The organism is Alteromonas sp. AWJ4_197, from assembly GCF_056160285.1.
In genome coordinates this window covers 140680-163313 of sequence record NZ_JBSWWW010000003.1, presented here as the reverse complement: position 1 = coordinate 163313, position 22634 = coordinate 140680, and the positions used below count along the sequence as shown (strand labels likewise).

20 protein-coding genes are annotated in these 22634 nt (G+C 49.5%); 16 read left to right on the top strand and 4 right to left on the bottom strand.

What is annotated here, in order from left to right; genetic code table 11:
* Nucleotides 1–2 precede the first annotated feature (2 nt).
* From ACXAGC_RS07330 to ACXAGC_RS07285, 10 genes are all read left to right on the top strand, one after another.
* Nucleotides 3–389 carry a RidA family protein gene (locus ACXAGC_RS07330; RefSeq protein WP_119499765.1) on the top strand — a complete coding sequence of 129 codons (387 nt, stop codon included), beginning with the start codon at nt 3–5 and terminating at the stop codon, nt 387–389.
* 155 nt (nt 390–544) lie between these two features.
* Nucleotides 545–1159: a peroxiredoxin-like family protein gene (locus ACXAGC_RS07325; protein ID WP_474843690.1), complete on the top strand. Its 615-nt coding sequence runs from the start codon at nt 545–547 to the stop codon at nt 1157–1159.
* 109 nt (nt 1160–1268) lie between these two features.
* Nucleotides 1269–3341, top strand: a complete 2073-nt coding sequence (gene recG / locus ACXAGC_RS07320) for an ATP-dependent DNA helicase RecG (RefSeq protein WP_474843688.1) — start codon at nt 1269–1271, stop codon at nt 3339–3341.
* Complete coding sequence (locus tag ACXAGC_RS07315) at nt 3334–4092, top strand: class I SAM-dependent methyltransferase (RefSeq protein ID WP_474843686.1); 759 nt, start codon at nt 3334–3336, stop codon at nt 4090–4092. The genes recG and ACXAGC_RS07315 overlap by 8 nt, the downstream gene beginning before the upstream one ends.
* A 9-nt stretch (nt 4093–4101) precedes the next feature.
* Nucleotides 4102–4575, top strand: a complete 474-nt coding sequence (locus ACXAGC_RS07310; RefSeq protein WP_119499769.1) for a peroxiredoxin — start codon at nt 4102–4104, stop codon at nt 4573–4575.
* 314 nt (nt 4576–4889) lie between these two features.
* On the top strand, nt 4890–5579 hold the full coding sequence (locus ACXAGC_RS07305; protein ID WP_474843684.1) for a helix-turn-helix transcriptional regulator: 690 nt from the start codon (nt 4890–4892) through the stop codon (nt 5577–5579).
* A gap of 61 nt (nt 5580–5640) precedes the next feature.
* A complete protein-coding gene (locus ACXAGC_RS07300) occupies nt 5641–6822 on the top strand; it encodes a BaiN/RdsA family NAD(P)/FAD-dependent oxidoreductase (protein WP_474843682.1) in 1182 nt (393 codons plus the stop codon).
* A gap of 460 nt (nt 6823–7282) precedes the next feature.
* Complete coding sequence (locus ACXAGC_RS07295) at nt 7283–8311, top strand: Abi family protein (protein WP_474843680.1); 1029 nt, start codon at nt 7283–7285, stop codon at nt 8309–8311.
* Between the two features lie 346 nt (nt 8312–8657).
* Nucleotides 8658–8816, top strand: coding sequence for a hypothetical protein (locus tag ACXAGC_RS07290; RefSeq protein WP_349583324.1), 159 nt, complete (start codon nt 8658–8660; stop codon nt 8814–8816).
* Between the two features lie 3 nt (nt 8817–8819).
* Nucleotides 8820–8978: a hypothetical protein gene (locus ACXAGC_RS07285; RefSeq protein ID WP_349583327.1), complete on the top strand. Its 159-nt coding sequence runs from the start codon at nt 8820–8822 to the stop codon at nt 8976–8978.
* A gap of 363 nt (nt 8979–9341) precedes the next feature.
* On the opposite strand, the gene ACXAGC_RS07280 is transcribed toward ACXAGC_RS07285, so the two are convergent.
* From ACXAGC_RS07280 to ACXAGC_RS07270, 3 genes are all read right to left on the bottom strand, one after another.
* Nucleotides 9342–10487 carry a DUF21 domain-containing protein gene (locus ACXAGC_RS07280; protein ID WP_474843677.1) on the bottom strand — a complete coding sequence of 382 codons (1146 nt, stop codon included), beginning with the start codon at nt 10485–10487 and terminating at the stop codon, nt 9342–9344.
* Between the two features lie 107 nt (nt 10488–10594).
* A complete protein-coding gene (locus ACXAGC_RS07275) occupies nt 10595–11173 on the bottom strand; it encodes a class GN sortase (RefSeq protein ID WP_474843675.1) in 579 nt (192 codons plus the stop codon).
* A 12-nt stretch (nt 11174–11185) separates the two neighbouring features.
* On the bottom strand, nt 11186–13222 hold the full coding sequence (locus ACXAGC_RS07270; protein ID WP_474843674.1) for a marine proteobacterial sortase target protein: 2037 nt from the start codon (nt 13220–13222) through the stop codon (nt 11186–11188).
* 184 nt (nt 13223–13406) lie between these two features.
* Here ACXAGC_RS07270 and ACXAGC_RS07265 point away from each other — a divergent pair, with 184 nt between their 5' ends.
* Together ACXAGC_RS07265 and ACXAGC_RS07260 are read left to right on the top strand one after the other, a co-directional pair.
* Complete coding sequence (locus tag ACXAGC_RS07265; RefSeq protein WP_474843672.1) at nt 13407–13796, top strand: YbaN family protein; 390 nt, start codon at nt 13407–13409, stop codon at nt 13794–13796.
* Entirely contained in the window at nt 13783–14436 is a 654-nt protein-coding gene (locus tag ACXAGC_RS07260; RefSeq protein WP_474843670.1) for a DNA-J related domain-containing protein, read from the top strand. The genes ACXAGC_RS07265 and ACXAGC_RS07260 overlap by 14 nt, the downstream gene beginning before the upstream one ends.
* On the opposite strand, the gene ACXAGC_RS07255 is transcribed toward ACXAGC_RS07260, so the two are convergent.
* Entirely contained in the window at nt 14433–15053 is a 621-nt protein-coding gene (locus ACXAGC_RS07255; RefSeq protein ID WP_474843668.1) for a TetR family transcriptional regulator, read from the bottom strand. The two genes, ACXAGC_RS07260 and ACXAGC_RS07255, sit on opposite strands and share 4 nt — an antisense overlap.
* Before the next feature lie 110 nt (nt 15054–15163).
* Between ACXAGC_RS07255 and ACXAGC_RS07250 the strand changes: the two genes are divergently transcribed.
* The 4 genes from ACXAGC_RS07250 (at nt 15164) to ACXAGC_RS07235 (ending at nt 22443) form a co-directional block, all read left to right on the top strand.
* A complete protein-coding gene (locus ACXAGC_RS07250) occupies nt 15164–16324 on the top strand; it encodes an efflux RND transporter periplasmic adaptor subunit (protein WP_474843666.1) in 1161 nt (386 codons plus the stop codon).
* A 34-nt stretch (nt 16325–16358) separates the two neighbouring features.
* The gene (locus tag ACXAGC_RS07245) at nt 16359–19469 is read left to right on the top strand and encodes an efflux RND transporter permease subunit (protein WP_474843665.1); all 3111 of its coding nucleotides are present in this window, start codon (nt 16359–16361) and stop codon (nt 19467–19469) included.
* 194 nt (nt 19470–19663) lie between these two features.
* Nucleotides 19664–21505: a GNAT family N-acetyltransferase gene (locus ACXAGC_RS07240; RefSeq protein ID WP_119503259.1), complete on the top strand. Its 1842-nt coding sequence runs from the start codon at nt 19664–19666 to the stop codon at nt 21503–21505.
* Nucleotides 21502–22443, top strand: a complete 942-nt coding sequence (locus tag ACXAGC_RS07235; protein WP_349583351.1) for a histone deacetylase family protein — start codon at nt 21502–21504, stop codon at nt 22441–22443. Before ACXAGC_RS07240 ends, ACXAGC_RS07235 begins: the two co-directional genes overlap by 4 nt.
* The last annotated feature ends 191 nt before the right edge of the window (nt 22444–22634 follow it).

Genomic DNA, 22634 nt, shown 5'->3' with positions numbered 1-22634 from the left:
ACATGGCTAAAGCAATTATTCAGACCGATAAAGCGCCACAGGCGATCGGCACATACAGTCAGGCAGTTAAAGCAGGCACCACCGTTTATTTGTCTGGCCAGATCCCGCTGAACCCGGAAACCATGGAAATCGTATCTGACGATTTTTCCGAACAGGCTAAACAGGTTTTTGAAAACGTGAAAGCGGTTTGTGAAGCTGCCGGCGGTACTATCAACGATTTGGTTAAGGTAAATATCTTCCTGCCGGATCTGTCTCATTTCGCCACGGTAAACGAAATCATGGCGCAATATTTCACTAAGCCTTATCCGGCCCGTGCCGCCATTGGCGTGAAAGAACTGCCAAAAGCATCGCAAATTGAAATCGACGGCATCATGGAATTGCCTGAGTGATTTCACAGGTATAAATATGAAAACCGCACGTAGTTGCGGTTTTTTTATGCCTGAAGGACGGACGATTTCACTGTTTATCTCCGGAAATGAAAATAGTTTGAAAGATAACGCTACAGGCGCAGGTCTCTTTAAATTCAAAACCTGAGGAGAGTGTTATGCGCTTTATTTTTATGTTGTTACTTATTGTTGCCGGCGGGCAGGTGTTCGCGGCAGCAATGCCGTCAAAGGCCCCGGATGAAGTTCGTCCTTTACTGGAAGGCATGGCTGTGCCCGATGTAGTGGTATCTGATACAGATGGTGCGCCGTTCAGTTTAAAAGCGCTGTTGATGCAAAAGCCGTCAGTGGTGTTGTTCTATCGCGGCGGCTGGTGTCCGTATTGTAACCGTCAACTGGCGGGCCTGAAGGATATCGAAAAGCCACTATCAGATCTTGGCTATCAGATCCTGGCAATTTCACCCCAGTCATTAGAGCAGTTAACGTCACAAAAACTGGAGAGTGAATTTGCAGCAAGGCTGTTGTCTGATGCAAAACTGAACGCCCTGAATGCGTTCGGGATCAGCTACTATGTGGATGATGAAACAGCAAAGCGTTACAAAGGCCACGGCATCGCCCTGACATCCGATGAGACAGGAAAGCCCGTCCTGCCGGCACCTGCTGTGTTCATCGTTGATACTGAGGGTAAAATTCAGTTCAGCTACGTTAATCCTGATTATAAAGTAAGGCCGTCTCCGGCATTGATCCTCGCTGCAGCAGAGGCAATTGCCAAATAAACCTGTCTTTTCTGACAAGGGCTGCCGGACCTGAACCGGCAGCCCCTCGCAAACCTGCTATGAATGGCTTACACTGCGCCTATCCGCAAATAAATATGCCTTAATTATCATGCAGTCACTCGCTCAAACACCCATCACCACGTTGAAAGGCGTCGGCGCAAAGGTGGCTGAGAAGTTAACAAAAATAGGTCTGCACACCGTACAGGATGTCCTTTTTCATCTGCCATCCCGTTATGAAGACCGCACCCGAGTTTACGAAATTGAAGATTGTAAGCCGTTTACTCACGTGAGTATTCAGGGTGAGGTAAAAACCGCCGACATTCAGTACGGCAAAAAACGTATGTTTGTGGTGAAGGTGTCTGATGGTACCGGCACCATCACGCTCCGTTTTTTCCATTTCGGCGCGGTTCAGCGCACCATGATGACGCCTGGCAACGAAGTGCGTTGTTTTGGTGAAATCCGGACGGGAAAATGGGGGCTGGAGATGATGCACCCTGAATTTGCTCTCATTGGCGAAGACGACGGCGAAACAGAAGATACTTTAACACCGGTTTATCCCACCACAGAAGGCGTTAAGCAGCTAACGCTGCGCAGCCTTACCGACCAGGCGCTTAAACTGCTGGAGAAAGGAGCACTGAGCGATCTGCTCCCGCAAGGCATGTATGAAGGACAGGTGTTGCTGGCAGATGCACTAAAGCTCGTTCACCGCCCGCCACCGGATGTTCCGCTGGAAATGATGGAAGAAGGCCGGCACCCCGCGCAGAAGCGTCTTATTCTCGAGGAATTACTGGCACACCACCTGAGCGTACTGAAGTTGCGTCAGCAGGCACAGGCCCAGCCGGGTATTGCCATTCAGATTAATCAGTCTCTGATTGACCAGTTACTGGGGAATCTGCCGTTTTCGCCCACCGGCGCACAGCAGCGGGTAGTCAGCGACATTCAGAAAGACATGGCCATGAATTGCCCGATGATGCGGCTGGTGCAGGGAGATGTGGGCTCAGGGAAAACCCTGGTGGCAGCACTTGCTGCATTATCCGCTATCGGTGCCGGTTATCAGGTTGCCCTGATGGCACCTACAGAACTGCTGGCTGAGCAGCATGCCAGCAACTTCCGTGACTGGCTGTCGCCACTGGGCATTGAAGTGGGCTGGCTGGCCGGCAAGTTGAAAGGTAAGGCCCGGCAGGAAGTACTGACACGACTGGCGTCGGGTGAAATACAAATGCTGGTGGGCACGCATGCAATATTCCAGGAGCAGGTGGAATATCAGCAACTGGCACTGGTCATCGTGGATGAACAACACCGCTTTGGTGTACATCAGCGTCTGGCGCTAAGGGAAAAAGGTGAAAAGCAGGGGCGCTTCCCCCATCAGTTGATTATGACGGCTACGCCTATTCCCAGAACGCTGGCGATGACAGCCTATGCAGATCTTGATACGTCCGTGATTGATGAGCTGCCCCCCGGCCGTTCACCGGTAACCACGGTTGTTCTTCCTGATACCCGCAGAGGGGATGTCATTGCCAGAGTCTATGAAGCCTGTCATAACCAGGGGCGTCAGGCTTACTGGGTGTGTACACTCATTGACGAGTCTGAAGTGTTGCAGTGTCAGGCGGCTGAGGACGCTGCCATTACCCTGAGAACCGCTTTGCCGGATTTACGGGTCGGGCTGGTACACGGTCGCCTCAAGCCGGCAGAAAAGCAAGCAGTCATGGATGAATTCAAACGCGGTGAGCTGGATTTGCTGGTGGCTACCACGGTTATTGAAGTGGGCGTGGATGTGCCCAACGCCAGTATTATGATTATCGAAAACCCTGAGCGCCTTGGTCTGGCACAATTGCACCAGCTTCGCGGCAGGGTGGGGCGTGGCGCGGTAGAGAGTCAGTGTGTGCTGATGTACTCAGCCCCGTTATCCAAAACAGCGACGCAACGTCTGGGCGTGCTCCGTGAATCAAACGACGGCTTTTACATTGCCCAGAAAGATTTAGAAATCCGTGGTCCGGGGGAATTAATGGGGACAAAGCAAACCGGTATTGCAGAAATGCGTATTGCCGATCTCGTCCGCGACGCGCAGTTAGTGCCTCAGGTACAAGCTATCGCTGAAAAATTGTGGCAGGACTATCCAAGCCATGCTCAGGCGATAATTAACCGCTGGATTGGCTTTAAGGAACAATACGGTAATGCATAACATTCCGGTGTTTATTGACGAAACGCAAAGCGAAGAACAACAGAACCAGTTAAAAAGGGTTGCAGAGCTCTGGCAGTTCAGTGTGCAGAATACGCTGCCAGCCGGGCTGGCACTCACCCTGGAAGACGGCAAGCTGGCAGTAAAAGATTTTTCCGAAGCAAAGCAGCAGGGCGTGTTTGTGGATTTCCTGTCTGGTAGCAGCGTGTATCGCCAGCAACATGGCGGCGGTAAAAAGGAACCCATTGCCAAAGCGGTGGGCGTGAAAGGTCAGGAAGTGCCTGTAGTTCTGGATGCAACGCCCGGGCTCGGGCGGGATGCCTTCGTACTGGCGTCGCTGGGCTGCCGTGTAGTGATGATGGAACGCTCTCCTGTCGTCGCGGCATTACTGGCCGACGGCTTGCACCGTCTTTCTATGCAAGTACCTGAAATGGTAGAAAAATTCAGGCTGATTCACGGTAACAGTATTGAAGGAATGAATACATTGGATGAGCAAATAGATGTAGTTTATCTTGATCCAATGTTTCCACATCGCAAAAAATCTGCTTTAGTAAAGAAAGAGATGCGGGTCTTTCAACAATTACTGGGCAGTGACGACGATGCTGACAGTTTGTTAGCGCCGGCCAGGGAACTCGCCGGAAAACGTGTTGTTGTAAAACGTCCCGCGTATGCAGAACCGCTGGCTGATGTGCCGCCTGCTATGGCCATCACCAGTAAAAAGCACCGTTTTGACGTGTACATTTCCACTCATTAGGAGAGAAGTATGATTAACGTTGGCAGTACATTGCCTGAAGTAACCTTTGGTTTGTTGAAGGATGGCAAGACAACCAACCCGCACACCAATGATATATTTGGCGGCAAACGCGTTGTAGTATTCGCCGTACCCGGCGCTTTCACCCCGACCTGTTCTGCGGCGCACCTGCCCGGCTATGTCGCCCTTGCTGACAAGATCAAAGCTAAAGGGGTCGATGATATCGTTTGTATTTCAGTAAACGATGCTTTTGTAATGGATGCGTGGGGAAAATCAGCGAATGCTGAAGAAATCACCATGCTGGCTGACGGCAATGCTTTTTTCACCCGTACAATTGGTCTTGATATGAACACCAGTGACTTTGGCGGTGTGCGCAGTATGCGTTATTCCATGCTGGTTGAAGATGGTGAAGTAGTAAAACTGAATGTTGAAGATCCTGGCCGTTTTGAGGTGTCTGACGCAGAAACAATGCTTAACAGCCTGTAAATAGTCTTAATGCATTCAAATGATGGAGTTGACTAATACTTTAGTCGATTTCATCACTTATCTCCCTCCCTTTATTGTTCTGTATCTACCAGAAATTCATTGATTTTATAAATGTTTAGTAAGCGCTATCTATTTATGCGTTTTTTACAACATTTAATGTACAGTATGCGCCATTCTGCTATTCTTAAGGAATAGAGCGGTATACCTTTGCAGGTGAAGATTATTTGGTACTTCACGAAGAAACCATTAATCATCCGTGCGCTCATGCTCACAGGGTAAGTTGAGCAGCTCAAACGGAACCATGGAGGGAAAGTATGTTGAGCAAAAACCAGAAGTTTGGTGTCTATCTGATATCCAAATCATTATCTTCAGATGAAGCTAGCGACGAACAGGTCATCCTTTTCAAGCATCTTTTGCAAACCTGTGGTTATGAAATCACAGAACTCACATCTATAGAACAGTTAGAAACCACCTCCAATCAGGACCTCATTTTTTACGATGCCGCTAAGGCTGAAGAAAAAATGGAAGCGTTTTACCGTTATCAGGGCTTTGCCCGCTGGATTCTCTTTAATCTGGAACACGGCGATATTGATGAATGTGAGGCCATCATTGCGGGTGTGGAGGGAACCTTCTATACCTCTGACTCACCTGAATTATTACTGAAAGGTGTGCGCCGGCTGGCCAAAATGGATGTGTGGTTTAAACGCAACTCTATTAACGAGGCATTACGCCGGTTACGGCAACAAACCCGTAAAGCCAATGCGGCTATTGCCCGTCCCAAAGAGTTAAATAAAATGGCACTGCATCCCAAGCTTACCAAGCGGGAAGTGACCATTATCGAGCTGGTGGCACAGGGTTCGCAGAATCAGGAAATCGCTGATCAGCTGCATATCAGTGTGAATACGGTAAAAACGCATATATACAGTATTTTCCGTAAAACCCATTCGAGAAACCGGATTGAGTTGCTCTCCTGGTCACAGCAATTCGTCAGCGAGTACTCCTGACGCTTCAAGAATCTTACCGGGCACACTATAATCCGGCTTTTGAATTTGCCGGAGTCAGTTTGTGATCCAGAAAGATGTCATTGTAATCGGTGCGGGCGCTGCCGGATTGTTCTGCGCAGCGCAGGCGGGTAAGCGTGGCCGCCCTGTCGCTGTGCTGGATCACGGAAAGAAAGTCGGGCGTAAAATACTCATGTCCGGCGGCGGACGGTGTAATTTCACCAACATGTACGCTGAACCGGCCAATTTTCTGTCTGCAAATCCTCATTTCTGCAAATCTGCTCTGAGCCGCTATACCCAGTGGGACTTCATTTCACTGGTGAGCGAATACGGCATTCCCTATCATGAGAAAACCCTCGGCCAGTTGTTCTGTGATAACAGCGCATCAGACATCGTAGATATGCTGGTAAAAGAATGTGATAAAGCCGGTGCTGAAATCGTTACCCGCTGTGAGATTCTGAGTGTGGAGAAAACAGAGACCGGCTATGCGCTGAGCACTTCGCTGGGCGATTATGTTTGCGAATCCCTGGTTATCGCTACCGGCGGTCTGAGTATGCCTAAAATTGGCGCTACGCCATTCGGCTACAAAATTGCAGAACAGTTCGGCCTGAAAGTCCTGCCAACGCGAGCTGGCCTGGTGCCCTTTACATTGCACGACAAAGACAAGCAGGCGCTGGAAGCATTGAGCGGCATCGCTGTCGATACGTCAGCAAGTTGTAACGATACATCTTTCCGCGAAGCGATGCTGTTTACTCACCGGGGTTTAAGCGGCCCGTCTATGCTACAAATATCGTCTTACTGGCATCCGGGGGACACCCTGCATATTGACTTACAACCTGCCATGAGCGCCGCTGAATATCTGACAGCCGCTCAACAGGATACGCCCGACGCGCAGCTTTCCACGGTACTCAGTAAGTTCTATCCCAAACGGCTGGCACAAACCTTTATCGACATCCGGCAGTGGCCTAATGAACCGGTGAAACGCCTGACCCACAGCCAGATAGCGGAAATCGATAACACCTTATCTGACTGGCAAGTCACGCCCAATGGCACAGAAGGCTACCGCACCGCAGAGGTGACGCTGGGCGGCGTAGATACAGACGAACTGTCGTCGAAAACCATGATGAGTAAGAAAGCCGAAGGCTTATTCTTCATTGGCGAAGTGGTAGACGTCACTGGCTGGCTCGGCGGCTACAACTTCCAGTGGGCCTGGAGCAGCGCCTGGGCCGCCGGGCAGTATGTTTGATGATCTGAAGTAATTAAAACGAAGACAGATGAAATTAGAGCGAAGACGAAGCAGGGCTTTTTAGCAAGAGTTATTAACTAGGTTTTTGAATTTCATTTTAAATTTGACTTTGTCTTCGCTTTTGATGTTGATCGACTGACGAGTTATCAGAGGAGAGAAGGTGGAGCTACAAGAACATGGTGTGATCGGGACGGTGTTGTGTTTGCAGGTGTGACCGTTGTATCAGGATGAATTTTTTGCTGAATAGGGATTACTATTTTGCTTTAATATACATGAGGTTATGTTTGAAATTTTCGTTGTGTTGTGAGTTAATACTTTGAAGATAATAGATGAATGTGGTTGACGGGCGGCATGCATATCACTACTATTATAAGCAACACGCCCGCCAAGCCTCTTAACAATGCTCAAATTGTGCGGGCTTTTTTATGCCTGAATTTTACGTCATGGAAGATAAGGCATAATGAATCAATTCAACAAACCCGCGGTTAGTATTACAGAACAAATCGGCATTCTTCAGCAACGCGGTCTAGCCATCCAAAATCCAGAGCGTGCGGAAAGATATTTAGAAGTAATAAGCTATTTTCGCCTTAGCGCATATATGCGCCCATTCCAAAAGAATATAAACGAACAAGTTGTAGATCATCAATTCAAAGATGGAACTGAATTTAAACAAATAGTGGACTTGTACGCTTTTGATAGAGAATTGCGGCTGCTCATTATGGACGCTATTGAGAGAGTAGAAGTTGCAACCCGAGCTACCTTGAATAACGTTATGGCTAACAAGCATCAAACTGATTATATATGTAGTGGCTCCCACTGGTACTTGAATGAATCATTATTTAAATCCTCATACCAGCACAAACGACTGTTGAAAGAAATCGAAGACAAGCAATCAAAAGAATCCAACGATCTTCAGAGAGATGTAAAAAAGATTGAACGAACTTCCGTTTCTGCCGAAGTTAAAGATCAGCGGATTGAAAGAAGAGCCCGAGAGAATTATGCCCGCTTCTACCAACATACATATGATTCTCCAAAGTTAATGCCAGGTTGGGCGATGGTGGAAGAATTAACACTTGGGAGTATATCTCACCTATATCGAGGGCTAGCAAAAGATAATGACCGTAAAGACATCGCTAGAAGATTTGACTTACCTCAAGAGGTTCTTGAAAGTTGGTTACATACGCTAAACTTTGTGAGGAATTGTTGCGCACATCATAGTCGACTTTGGAATCGAGAATTGTCTGTTCAGCCTAAGATTCCAAATGGTGATAATTGGCAGTTGCCAGACAGACTTGAGCCCAGCCAAGTTCAGCCTAAGCGTCGTATTTATATGGTGTTACTTATGTTAGGTCACCTAATGAGGCAGGTTAGTCCAGATAGTCAATGGCATAATAAAGTAAAAGCGCTAGTTACACTTCATCCCGAAGTGCCAAAATTTCCTATGGGCTTTCCAGATGATTGGCTCAACCACGAATTTTTCAGTAGTTAAGTATCGCGAGACATCAAAAACATCTCGATGAAATACGGGTTTTGCAAAGTCCATGTGAGATTCAGTAAAATTAATTCATACTAGAATGTCTTCGTTTTAATTTGATATTTATAGAAATCGAATGGGGTTTATTGAAAGGTATATAAGACAACTTTGTCTTCGTTACAGTTAAAAAAGTTCATGATTCTTTTTTAGCATGTTCTAACTTTTTATATTGGGAGTAAAAATATAGGCTTTGGTACAGCTTACACATAATAAGTTGCTGCGGTATGTTAATCACGTATCCGGGCAACTTTCGGAATATGCCAAAGTGATACTCAGTTAGATAACTATAGGGAAATTTATTATGATTGAATTGAATCAAGTTGAAATTGAAGAAGTGTCCGGAGGTATTGTCGTAGCTCTGTGGGCATTATTAATTACAGGTTATGGATCTGGAGCCTTTGATCGAATCGGTAGTGAAATTGGCGCAGGACTTTATGATGGCTTACATAAGGTGCCTTAAAATATGAAAGATTTAACTAACGAAGAAATTCTGGTCGTATCCGGTGGCGAAGGTCTTTTCTACTATGTAGGTTATGGTATAGGAAGTGGAATAAGAGGTTTGAACCAATTTGGAAGCTGGCTTGGTTCAGAAGTCTACGACTTAACTCATAACATTCCATGAGTTACTTAACTCTAATAAAAATAGTCAATTTAGAGGGAAATCGATGTGGAAAAAATATTCAAAAATTGAAAATATAGGTTTTTGGTTTATTCTTATCTTTATTTCTTTGATGTTAGTTGACTATTTTTTCTTTGGTGGTTAACTGAATTGCAAGTAGGGTTTTAATAAACTCTCTCAAGATAATATTTTCACATCATTGTGCAAGAAATAATGTGTTCATTTTAAAAAGTGACTTTTAAATTAAAAGTCACTTTTTTATCTCGATATCAGCTTGGACTTCAGTCTATTGCTCTAGTCGTTTTATGATATTTGAGTGGATGAATGTTTTCACCATCCCGGATATGGGATGGTGACTTTACCCGATCAGGCCTTGGGCTCGTTGATGTTGGTGGTGAGCTGTTCGGCTTTGGTTTCTATCTCAACTTCAACGGCAGTGCTGCCCTGAACCGCATTCTTTGTAACGCTGGCCGGGGTTACGGCGCTGATGCCTTTCAACAGGCGGCCAAGAATGTCCGCTCCGGTGATGATGCGGGGTTGTGCGCCCCAAACCAGCACCACGTCAACATCGATGGTGCCATCATCGTGGGCATCCAGTGTTTCCTGCGCTTTCAGGTGCCACAGCACTTCGGATAACATCAGAGATTCATCCCGCACGATTAACGGGCGGTGACAGAAATCATAGATATCAAACGGTTTGTCGGTATCAAAAAGGGCGGCCCGCAAAGCACCGTCAGCATCAAGAATGAGCAACGGGTTATTTTTCTCATCGGCGAGTACCACCCATTTGTGCCCGCTCTGGTTAATTTTCTTCAGAAGTTCATCTGAGCTGTTGCGCACGAATTCCGGCACAATGGGAAAGTCCAGTTTGGCGGGTAGCTGAATAATGGACTCCGGCTCCAGTAATTCACCCTCCTGCATCACCGATACTTCATCGATGGCAAGGAAGTTAAGTGCGCCGGTACCTTCCACATGGTCAACCTCTGCTTCTTCGGCGTCCACGTGCTGCTTAATCACCTTACGCAGATCGTTATCCCGCATGTATTCAACGCCTTCGCGGCCCAGCCAGCCATCAAGCAATAAGGCGGAGGGCTTGGAAACGGGGTACAGAATGATCTGATAGAAACGCATTACCGGTGATAATACTGACGCCATGCGCATGGCATTTCTGGAGAAATAAGCCTGCGGCATGATTTCACCGAAAATGGTAATAAAACCGGTAGAAAACAGGAACGAGGCTGCGCCCGTTAGCACAGAGTCTGACAGCAATGCCAGCAACACGTTGATCCCTACGTTACCCCACAGAATAGTGGTGAGCAGGAAGTTAGAATCCTGTCTCAGCTTAAGAATTTTCGCCGCAGTTTTATCTCCGTGGCTGACTTCCATTTCCAGTTGCAAACGGCTGACTGAAAAGAACGCCAGGTTAAGTCCGGAGAACATGGCCGACTGTGAGATACAAAAGAGGATCCCGAGCCATACGTAAAGTTCCTGATTGCTTAACGCAAAATCCATAAATAAATACTGCCTGATAGTAAACGGGTGGCGAGTGTAAACCGGTAAAGCAAATTGTGTTAACCGGAATTTTTATCGACACGAAAGAATATGGGAATCGTAGCGTATTAAACAGGAACTGCCAGTACAATCAAGCGCAAACGGGGATTGGGCGTCATATCATTAAACGGATAACAGGTAATAAGCTGGATTTCGTCTTTGTGCCGTTCGATGAACCAGCGGTGGTTGTGTGAATCGACAATATTGGTCTTACTTACCCGGTAGGTACGCCATTGTCCGTGACTGCCCTGGATCTGAAAGGTGTCTCCTGTCTGCACATGCTGCAGAAAATTGAAATGGGTGTCACGGTGACCGGAGTACACCTGCGTGCCGCTTTCCCCGGGCAGTGCTGTACCGTCTATGTGGCCGGGGCCAAAGGCGAGGCTGCTGCCATGACTCCCCGACAACATATACAGGCGCTGGTTGTGGCCGGGAAAGGTCAGTACGGCCACGGGCCAGGTGTCTGACCATGACCATGGTTTAACGCTGTGGCCGGTTGCCAGGGTTTCCTCCCAGGCATCTGCAATAAGCCGTTGCGCTAATACTGCTTTTGCCGCAATCCATAATGTATTGCCAAAACACAGGATGCCGGTTACCAGAAGCAGAGCGGGGAGTGCTGTCTTCAGATAGTTTGCTTTTATCCTCATTGCACGGCCACCTTATCTTACTTTTATCCGTTGCCAGAACAGTAAGGCGAGGCCGGCAACAATACACAGTATACCCAGCCAGAGTGTCAGTTCCGCTGTGGTGGCGGTTTTCGGATATTGCAGTAGCTGATGTGACATGCCCTGCGGCAGTTGATTCGCTACCCGCAGACGGAGCGGTGGACGGGGGCTGTTTTCATAAGTCACCGGTGACTGATCGATGGCAACAAATGAGGTAAAGCGGGACAACAGACTGTGTTGCAACGCCACCGCTGTCACTTGGTCTTTAACGTCTTCTTCACTAAGCGAGCCGCTTCGCCCTTCATCTTCAATATGGGCAATTTTCTGTCTGGCCCAGCGTGCGCCGGCGCCGCTACCCTCCGGCATATCCGATGACGTGAGCGTTTGCGACCAGAGCTGACTGGCGGTTTCACCGCTTACAGTGACACTGCTGACAGGTGCTTTTGTGGAGGCAAAAGACAGCAGGGGTTCGTTAAGATACAAATCCGGTGTATTTGCAGGATATACCTCTGCATCTTCCGGCCAGCCCGGCTGGATATTTTTGGCTACACTGTGATTAAGCTTTGCGAACAGGCTGTTCATCTGCGGGGCAATATCCTGCGGGCTGGCAATGAATTCATAGGTGCCACGGCCAGCCTGCGCTGCTTTGTGCATGAAGTAACTGTTGGGAGCAGAGCCAATCCCCACTGTGAATAACCGCGATGTGCCTGCAAAGTTACTGATCAGGCTGAACAGCTCTGCCTCGTTACCCACAGCTCCGTCAGTGATGAATACCACCTGGTGGAGGCGTTCATTCCGCGGATTCTGTGCAAAGGCTGCAGTCAGCGCAGGTACCATTTGAGTGCCGCCATCGGCCTGCAACTGATTTACCCATTGCCGCGCCGCTTGTCTGGCGGGAGGCGTTGCAAAATTTGCCTCTGCGAACATCAGCGAAAAACGGTCACTAAACGCGATGACATTAAAACGGTCGGTATCCTTAAGTTTATCAATGGCTGTAATCAGACTGGATTTAGCCTGAATAATTGACTGTCCCTGCATCGAGCCTGATGTGTCGATGACAAATGTGATGTCGCGGGGCAGTGTTTTCGGCTGTGTGATGGCCGGAGGCATCACCATTAACAGGGAAAAGTAATCATCACCGGATTGCCCGGTAAAAAGGGCTGCGACCGGTTCTGCAGAAGGGGCAGGGAGCCAGCGAAGCACAAAATCACGGTCCATTTCACTGTGACCCTCTTTAAGGGTGATAGTGAACTTGTCGTTTTGCCTTGTCAGATCGATGTCATGATACAGCGCATACACCGAGGTAAGTGGCATACCACCGTTCAGAGAAATAGTGAGTGCCAGAGGATTCGTTTTTCCACTGTCCGGCAGAATAAACGGCGGAAACAGAGCTGCAGGCTCTGCATACCCGGTGGTTGCCGGGGCCTCCGTTTCACGGCTGCTCATGTTCATACCCGGCATGTACCTGGGTGTCAGTGTTGTTGGCAGCCTCCACGAAAATTCGCCCCGGCGAAACTCTGCGATATCAAGAAATTGCAGTGTAACCTCGATGGTTTCTCCCGGTGCGATATGACTGACTTGCTGCGTAAATAAATTGGGGCGCTGCTGTTCTGTCAGTGCAGCCCGTTTTCCCTGTACCACTGCGTCGCGGTAAAGGCGCCGGGCTTCCTGCCGTGGCTTGATGATGCCTTCAATCACCCGTGAGCCGGTACGGATGGTCATATGAGTAACAGCCGCCTTGTCCGGCAGCGGAAAGGTGTACACACCATTGGCCGGCCCGTCGCTCTGGTTTTTAAAAATCTGCCGGTACGTCACGTTCACCAGTACACCGTTGATCTGAACATCTGCATCCGTGAGTACATGTAAAGCGGCCTGCCCGTTTGCGTTGTTGCTTTGTAACATCATATTACCGGACTGATAGCGGGGTAGTGTGTCAGCAAACGAAGCAAAAGCCGGCCACATGAAGAGTATCAACAGCAACAAATTAAAGTGGCTGCGGGCAGGGCAGCGGCGGCTGGGGTTCGTGAGCATGAGCGTCTTCCGTTACGGTGTGTAGGATTATTTCAGCACCGTAATCTGGCAAGCTTGCGGAGGATATGTGGCGAAGAAGCAATGAATTCAGGCGAATTATGGAGTAAAGTGAAAGATAATCCTCTACACACAGCAACACGGTTCTGAGTTATCTATGTCGCACCGGACTAGCCGTAGAAACAGCATGTTAACAGCACCTTACCGGTGGTGTTTAATGCTGGGTGCCTGTGTGAGTCTGACGCTTGGGTTTATTGGAGTGGTCGTGCCGGGTATGCCGACAACGGTCTTCGTGCTGATTGCTGCCTGGCTGGCGGCCCGCAGTTCACCGTCGCTGGCTTTATGGCTGGACAATCACAAAGTCACCGGGCCGATAATTCATCACTGGCGAAACGGACGCTGTATGCCGCGCAGTGCAAAATATGCTGCCACGGCAGGTATGTCATTGTCAGCGGTGATCATGGCAGTAACAGCTACGCCGGTTTGGGTGATGGCCGGTACGGACATCATGATGTTGTGTGTGCTTATCTGGTTGTGGCGTCTGCCGGAACCTGAGTTGCCGGATGGCAAAGCCTGACATGACACTCTCCGCTGGTCATGAAGCAACACTCAGACACTTACAACTGACACTCTATGCGATGCAAAGCCGGTTTGAAGCGGGGATCAGCGAATTTGAGCTTATCAGCCTGTTACAAAAACCACCGTATTCGCTTTTCGATGAAACCGCTTTGCGCGACAGCCTGGCGCTTTTCCGTTGTCACTTTATTCTGTTCCATTGTCTTTACCGTCTTCAGGATGAGTGGCTGGCGGAAAAGCAGGGCTTACTGAACATCCACACGACGGCCATCCGGCTGGAACCCTTAGCGGAATCAACAAAAACCCCGGCACTGGCGGATCCGCTGCGGGATTATTATCTGAACTGGGATAATTTTGACAGCACCGGCAAAGAAGATGTGGATGCGCTGATAGACAGTTTCTGGGTCAAAATGGGTAGCGGCTTTCACATGCCTGCAGACGAAAACACGATTAACGAAGCACGCAATGTGCTGGAGATCGCACCGGATATACGACTGACCCGCAGCCTGATAAAGAAACAGTATCGTCATTTACTTCACAGGCACCATCCTGACAAAGGCGGGGAGAATCCGGTTGCTGCTGAACTGGTTAGGGCCTGTGAAGTATTACTGAGTGCGGTTAAGCAGGAACCGCTGGCCTAAACATTACCGGTACGTAATCCGCCGAAATAGATTTTCATCAGGATGGGGGCTTTCGTGGTGATGTCGAAGGCTTCCGGCGCTTCCAGATATTCTGACAAAATACCACGCATAAAACAGTTCATCGCCAGGGTGTAATCTTCCGGTGTGATATCTGCAGACAGCTGGCCTAATTTAATAGCCCGTTTGTAGTAGGCAGAGAACGCCTGAATCTTTTCGTATTTTGCCGTAGTGTGCTTTTCCTGACTACACTTTAAGTCACCACTGTAATCACATTTTAACATGAAAAGTGTAAGTGTTTTACGTAGTTGCTCATCTTGATCGAGATCGAGGAATATGTTCGTACATAACTCCTGTAACTGACCGACAGGATTGGGGTGTTCAGCTTCCAGTCCTTCCATGATCCGTTCGATAAAAGGAGTATGCAGGTTCTCATGGAGCGCATCGAAGATCTCCATTTTGTTTTTAAAGTGCCAGTACACGGCACCCCTTGTCACATCTGCCTTGCGGGCGATTTCTTCAAGGGATGCTTTGGCGACACCGCGCTCTGTAAAAACATCGACAGCGGCCTTTAATATGGTCTGTTTTGTGAGCTCAGCATCTTCTTTTGTTCTGCGCATCGTATTCTCCGCGAGATTGACAACATACATACAAGAACGTATCTTTAGAAGGTAAACCTTTAATGTGCAATTGTCCAGCCCCCGTGGCTGTATCAGGAAGACTTATTGTTATGAAAAAACTGTTTTTAACTGCCGTCACAGCGATAGCGCTGGCCGTTGCCGGTGGCTGTTCTGACCAAAATGGGCAACAGGCCGCTCAGGCAAGCCAGGGTGGTCAGCAACCCGCACCTTCTGTGTCTGTAGTGACAATTGCCAGTCAGCAGGTAGAGCACACGGTTACACTGCCCGGACGTGTAAGCCCGATGCGCCAGTCGCAGGTGCGTCCGCAGGTAGAGGGTGTGCTTACCGAACGCTTGTTTGAAGAAGGTGCACTGGTGGAAAAAGGCCAGCAACTTTACCAAATCGATGACGCTCGTTTTGCTGCGCAGCTCGCCAGTGCGAAAGCTGATCTGAAAAGCGCGCAGGCGAGTTTGAAAACGCTGGAAGCCCGCTCAGCCCGTTATAAAGATTTGCTCAGCCGCAACGCCGTCAGCCGTCAGGAGTATGATGATGCACTGGCTGAGGCCGAGCAGGCAGAAGCGCAAATCAGTGTCGCCCAGGCCGCGGTAGATTTAGCCAAAGTGGATTTAGACTACACCAAAGTGTATGCCCCTATCAGCGGTCAGATTAGCCGAAGCTATGTCACCGTCGGTTCGCTGGTAACAGCCAATCAGGAACAACAACTGGCTACCATTACCCAGTTGAATCCGGTTTATGTTGATATGCAGCAAAGCGGCAAAGGTGTTCTGACACTGCGTAAAGCGATGCAGCAAAGTGGCACTCTGCCGGTGAAGCTGATTCTGGATGAAACCACAGGTGAAGCGTATGAACATCAGGGTGAACTGAAATTCTCTGAAGTGACGGTAGATGAAACAACCGGTGCAGTTGCACTGCGTGCAGAACTGCCTAACCCTGATTCACTGTTGATGCCGGGTCTTTTCGTGAAAGCCACCGTGGTGCTGTCTAACACCGATGAGTTACTGGTACCGCAACGTGCGACCACACGTCAGCCAGACGGTTCGATGGTGGTCATGACGGTGAATGCGTCGGACAAAGTTGAGCCCCGCCAGATCACTGTATCAGGTGCATGGCAGGATCAGTACATGGTGAAAGGTGGCGTGCAGGCTGGTGACAGAGTCATTGTGACCGGTTATCAGAAAGTGCAGCCGGGTATGCAGGTGAATGCTAAACCCTGGCAGGCCGGTAACGCTCAGGCGAAAAACGGACAGTAAGCGCGACTAATTTTCAGGCAGGAACACATTCTTTATGGCACGTTTTTTTATTGATCGCCCTGTGTTTGCATGGGTGCTGGCTCTGATCACAATCATGGCCGGCCTCTTGTCTATACAAGGTCTTCCCATCGAACAGTATCCCAAGGTTGCCCCTCCCTCGGTAACTATCAGTGCGTCTTATCCCGGCGCCTCTGCGGAAACTATCGAAAATACCGTCACCCAAATCATTGAGCAAAGCCTGTCGGGTATCGACAATCTGCGTTATTTCACATCAAGCAGTGAAAATACCAGGATGACGATTACCCTGACCTTCGAGCCTGGCACTGACCCGGACACCGCGCAGGTTCAGACTCAGAACAAGGTACAAAGCTCCGTCTCCCTGTTACCTACACAGGTTCAGCAGCAGGGCGTAACCGTGACTAAATCAAACGATACTTTTGCTGTGGTTATCGGTTTCTACTCAAAAGACGGGCGCTTGTCTCAGTTTGATTTGAGTGACCTGCTGGTATCAGAATATCAGGATCCCATTTCCCGTGTGAACGGCGTGGGTACAACCCGTGTATTCGGTGCCCAGCGTTCTATGCGTATCTGGCTGGACCCTGACAAACTGTACAGCTACAACATGACGCCTGTGGATGTTCAGGGCGCAGTACAAACTCAGAATACAGACATTTCAGCGGGACAACTGGGTGGTCTGCCGGCCATTGAAGGTCAGCAAATCAATGCCACTATCACGGCGCAGTCTATCCTGCGTACCGTGGAAGATTTCGAAAATATTGTATTGCGGGTTAACACTGACGGTTCACAGGTGCGCGTGAAAGACGTGGCACGGGTTGAACTGGGCTCTGAAAACTACAGCTACATTGCCCGTTATAACCGTCAGCCGGCGTCCGGTATGGCAGTATCGCTGGCAACAGGCGCAAATGCACTGGACACCATTGAAAGGGTAAAAGCCAAAGTAGAAGAAATGGCAGTGAACCTGCCTGACGGTGTTGAAGTGGTGTATCCGGTTGACAGCTCGCCGTTCATCAAACTTTCCATTGAATCAGTGGTTAAAACCCTGCTGGAAGCCATTGTTCTGGTATTCTTCGTGATGCTGCTGTTTCTGCAAAACTGGCGGGCGACACTGGTACCCACCATTGCCGTACCTGTTGTACTGATGGGAACATTCGCGGTTCTATTTGCCTTCGGCTACAGCATTAACGTACTGACCATGTTTGCCATGGTTCTGGCCATCGGTCTGCTGGTGGATGATGCCATCGTTGTGGTAGAGAACGTTGAACGTATCATGGAAGAAGAGGGGCTTTCTGCCAGGGAAGCAACCCGTAAATCCATGGGACAGATCACCAGCGCGCTGGTGGGTATTGCTGTGGTGCTTTCCACAGTGTTTATCCCGATGGCTTTCTTCAGCGGCTCTGCCGGTTCGATTTACCGTCAGTTCTCAATCACTATTGTTGCAGCCATGACCTTCTCGGTACTGGTGGCAATTATCTTGTCCCCGTCTTTATGTGCCGTACTGCTGCGCAAAAAAGATGTGATGAACAAGCGTGAAACAGGCTTCTTCGGCTGGTTTAACCGTAACTTCAACAAAGGTCGTGACGGCTACGAGCGCGCGGCTGTGGGTATGGCGGGTAAAATCAAACGCTTCCTGCTGATTTACGTGGTACTGGTTGGCGGCATGGCATTTATTTTCAGTCAACTGGCAGGCTCGTTCTTACCGGATGAAGATCAGGGGCGGGTAATGGTACTGGTTAATGCTCCTCCGGGCGCAACAGCCGGCCGTACGCTGGAATCGATGAAGACGGTGGAAGATTTCTTCCTGGACACCAAAGGCGATGTGGTGAAAGACATGTTTACCATTGTCGGCTTCAGTTTCACCGGTGCTGCGCAGAACTCAGGGATGGCCTTTGCTCACCTGGTCGACTGGGAGAAACGGGACGAGTCCAGCAGTGCGTTTACCGTTATTAACCAGGCCTACGGTGCTCTGGGGCAAATCGAAGATGCCATGGCATTCCCGATTTTACCGCCACCAATCCGTGAACTGGGTAACGCAACAGGCTTTGACTTCCAACTGGTCGATCGCGCCGGTAACGGCCACGAAGCTTTGATGAATGCCCGTAACCAGTTCCTGGGCATGGCGGCGCAGAATCCGAAGCTGGTCGGTGTACGTCCGAATGGCCTGAGCGATGTACCTCAGTTCAAGATTAACATCGACAGTGAAAAAGCGTCTGCACTTGGCTTGTCACTCAGTGATATTAACAGCACGCTCAGCATCGCCTGGGGTTCTACTTACGTGAATGACTTCATTGACGCCGGACGTATCAAGCGTGTGTATATGCAGGCTGATGCCGCTTACCGTATGGATCCTGAAGATCTGGAAAAATGGTTCGTGCGCAACAGCGATGGTGACATGGTAGCGTTCAGTGCGTTCTCTACAGTAGAGTGGAATTACGGCTCACCTAAACTGGAACGTTTCAACGGTGTGTCTGCTGTGAATATTCAGGGTAGTCCTGCACCGGGCGTATCGTCTGGTGAAGCAATGGCCGTGGCACAGGAACTGGTGAAGCAGTTACCACCGGGCTTCGGTCTGGAATGGTCCGGCTTGTCTTATGAAGAACAGGCCGCCGGCTCACAGGCGCCTATGCTTTATGCATTGTCTATTCTGGTGGTATTCCTGTGTCTTGCTGCACTTTATGAAAGCTGGTCTGTACCATTCGCCGTTATGCTGGTAGTACCGTTAGGTATATTAGGTTCGGTAGTCGCCGCGTGGTTATTCGGTTTGCCGAACGATGTTTACCTGCAGGTAGCGTTCTTAACCACAGTGGGTCTGGCAGCGAAAAACGCCATTCTGATTGTGGAATTCGCTAAGGAACAGTACGAGCACGGTATGGACTTGATGGAAGCGGTATCGACTGCCGCCAGGCAACGTTTTCGTCCTATCCTGATGACGTCAATGGCCTTCATTCTGGGTGTAACGCCGCTGGCTATTTCCTCCGGCGCGGGCTCTGAAAGCCAGAACGCTATCGGTATCGCTGTAATGGGTGGTATGTTCGCCGCAACCTTCCTGGCTATCTTCTTCGTACCTATGTTCTATGTAATGGTCGTGAAGTGGTTTGGCGCAAAGAAAGCCACTGAAGAAGAGTAATCCGTAGCACTTCTGAATGACGCCGCCCTGCAGCTTGCAGGGCGGCGTTTTTATTTCCCGCCTTTTAAACGTCTTGCGTGTCTGTTCCGTGTCCGCTTTTAGTCTTAAAAATTAATTCCGATCAATACCTTCAGAGCAGAATATGGCAAGATGCCGGTCATGCTGTAAAACGTATTGATGCGGAGAATGCTGACATGGCTGTGGTTTTACCTCCAAAACCGGTATGGAACCAACTCATCAAATCGGGCTGTCGTGTATTTGTAGGCGGTAATGCCTCTGTACCTTATGCTCTCATTCAGGATCTTATCGATCACAGTACAGGCTTCAGTGACATTGAAATGGTGCACATGCTGGCGTTGGGCGACACACGCTGGGCAAAGGAGCAACACCGGCAACTATTTAAGGTAAACACTTTTTTTATTGGCGGCGAAGAAGTGCGCCGTGCTGTGGATGAAGGAAGGGCTGATTACACGCCTGTATTCTTATCTGAAATATCCAGTCTGTTTACTGACGGCACACTGCAACTGGATGCGGTGCTGGTCAACGTGAGTCCGCCGGATGAGCACGGTTACTGCTCGTTAGGTGCATCGGTGGATATATGTATGTCGGCTGTCCGGCATTGCGATATTGTGATTGCGCAAATCAATGAGTCTGTTCCGCGCACATCAGGACATTCCTATATTCATATCAGCGAAATTACAGCATGTATTCAGGCGGACCAGGAGCTGGTTGAGGTAGCCCCGCCACCCATAGACAGTATTACTGAAAGGATTGGGCAATATGTGGCGATGCTGGTGGAAGACGGCTCAACCCTGCAATTCGGCATCGGTAAAATTCCCAGCGCCACATTAAAGTACCTGCTGCACCATAAAGACCTGGGCATTCACAGTGAAATGCTCACAGACAGTATTATTGAAGTGATTGAGTCCGGTGCGATTTCCAACCGGAAGAAGACTTTTCACCCTGGCAAAGTGGTGACCAGTTTTGCTATCGGTACCCGCAAACTATATGACTTCATTGATAACAACCCGCATATTGAGTTTTACCCCAGCAGTTATGTGAATAAGCCTACCAACATCGCCAAAAACGACAAAATGGTAGCCATAAACAGTGCTCTTGAAGTGGATCTCACCGGACAGGTGGTGGCTGATTCCATTGGTTACGATTTTTACAGCGGCATTGGCGGGCAGGTGGATTTTGTCAGCGGCGCATCTATGAGTAAAGGCGGTAAGCCCATCATTGCTTTACCTTCTACGGCAAAAAACGAAACGGTATCCCGTATAAAGCCCTGTATCACAGAAGGGGCGGGCGTGGTGACCAGCCGCGGAAATGTACACTACGTGGTAACTGAATACGGCGTGGCGTCTTTGCGGGGCAAGAGTATCCGCGAACGGGCCATGGAGCTTATCCGTGTGGCGCACCCGAAATTCAGGGGGCAGTTACTGGAAGAGGTCCGCAAGAATTACTGGGTGCCCCATTATCAGGAAAAGTACCCTACGGATATTCCTGAACTGGGCGCAATTCAGTTACAAAAACTGGTGATTCAGGGGGAGACCTATTATCTGCGGCCGCTGAATCCGGCAGATGAACGCCGTCTTCAGGAGTTTTTCTATTCCCATACGAAAGAGACGCTGCGCCTGCGTTACAACTATGACCCTAAACAAATGTCACGGGAGAAATCCTGTAATCTGGTGAGCGTGGATCAGCGCACTGATGCGGCCTTATGTATTGTGCGTCAGGAAGGTTCGCGGATCACGATTCACGCGGTGGGCCGGTTCTACTTTAATCCTGAAGATAATTCCTGCGAAGCGGCATTTGTTACCCGTGAAAATCAGCAAGGGAAGGGCATGGCTAAGTTGCTGTTGTCCCGCCTGATTGATATCGCCAAAGCCAGAAAGATGCGTCGCATGCTGGCCTATGTGCGGGCTGAAAATAAGCCGATGATTGCGATTTTCGAGAATGCTAATTTTAAGCGCCTGTTTTCCAGTGATCCCAGCGATGTTGAACTGGAATTGAAACTGGAGGATGAAGCGTGACAGTGAGGATATTTCGCGGCAAGGATTGCCTGCATCATGATGTGGGGCATGACCATCCGGAATCCCCGGACCGCTTGTATGCCATCGACGATCAGTTACTGGCGTCAGGCCTGGAAATGACCTGCCAGCATGCCGATGCCAAACCTTGCAAAAAGGAACACCTGGTCTTAGCTCATGACCCCTACTATGTCGACAGTATCTTTGAACGCTCGCCGAAAACGGGTCTGGTGTGGGTGGAAGACGATACCGGTATGACCCCCATTACGCTGAGCGCTGCGCTGTATGCTGCCGGTGCCGGCATAGACGCTGTAGACTGGGTAATGGACGGAGAAGACCGGCAGGCATTTTGTGCCGTGCGCCCGCCGGGTCACCACGCAGAATACGCATCGGCCATGGGATTCTGCCTGTTTAACAATATTGCTGTCGCCGCCCGTTACGCATTAAAGCAATATGATTTAAGCCGGGTAGCCATTGTGGATTTTGACGTACACCACGGTAATGGCACGGAGAATATTATTGCCGGCGATGAGCGCATTATGATGTGCTCATCGTTCCAGCACCCGTTCTATCCCCATAGCGGCGCACCGGTTTCTGCCAGCAACATTCTCGGAGTGCCACTGGACGCCGGAGCGACAGGTGAAGCATTCCGGGAAAAAGTGTCTTACTGGTTCGATGCACTGAAGAACTATAAACCCGAGCTGATCCTGATTTCTGCAGGGTTCGATGCCCATGCAGAAGACCACATGGCGCATTTACGCTTGAGGGAAGACGATTACAAGTGGATCTCCGCAGAACTGCGAAAAGTCGCTGATGCCTGTTGCCACGGCAGAATCGTGAGCACACTGGAAGGTGGTTACAACCACAGTGCCCTGGCCCGCTCCGTTGTCGCTCACATTAAAGGCTTACAGGGCGACGCAAACGAAACCGGCGGCGCGTGATTCTGATTAGCATCGGTGGTCGTTTTCGCTAGCGGGGAGAGGTGTTGCCTGCAAAACTCTTTACAGAAAGTTAGTCTGCCTGGTGTTCGTAAAGAGCCGCAGGGAGCAAAGTAACCCGCAAAACCGTCAGCCGCATGGATGCGGCTGCCGAGCTTCCAGGGATGGATTTACAGCGAGTTTTGCGGGTTACT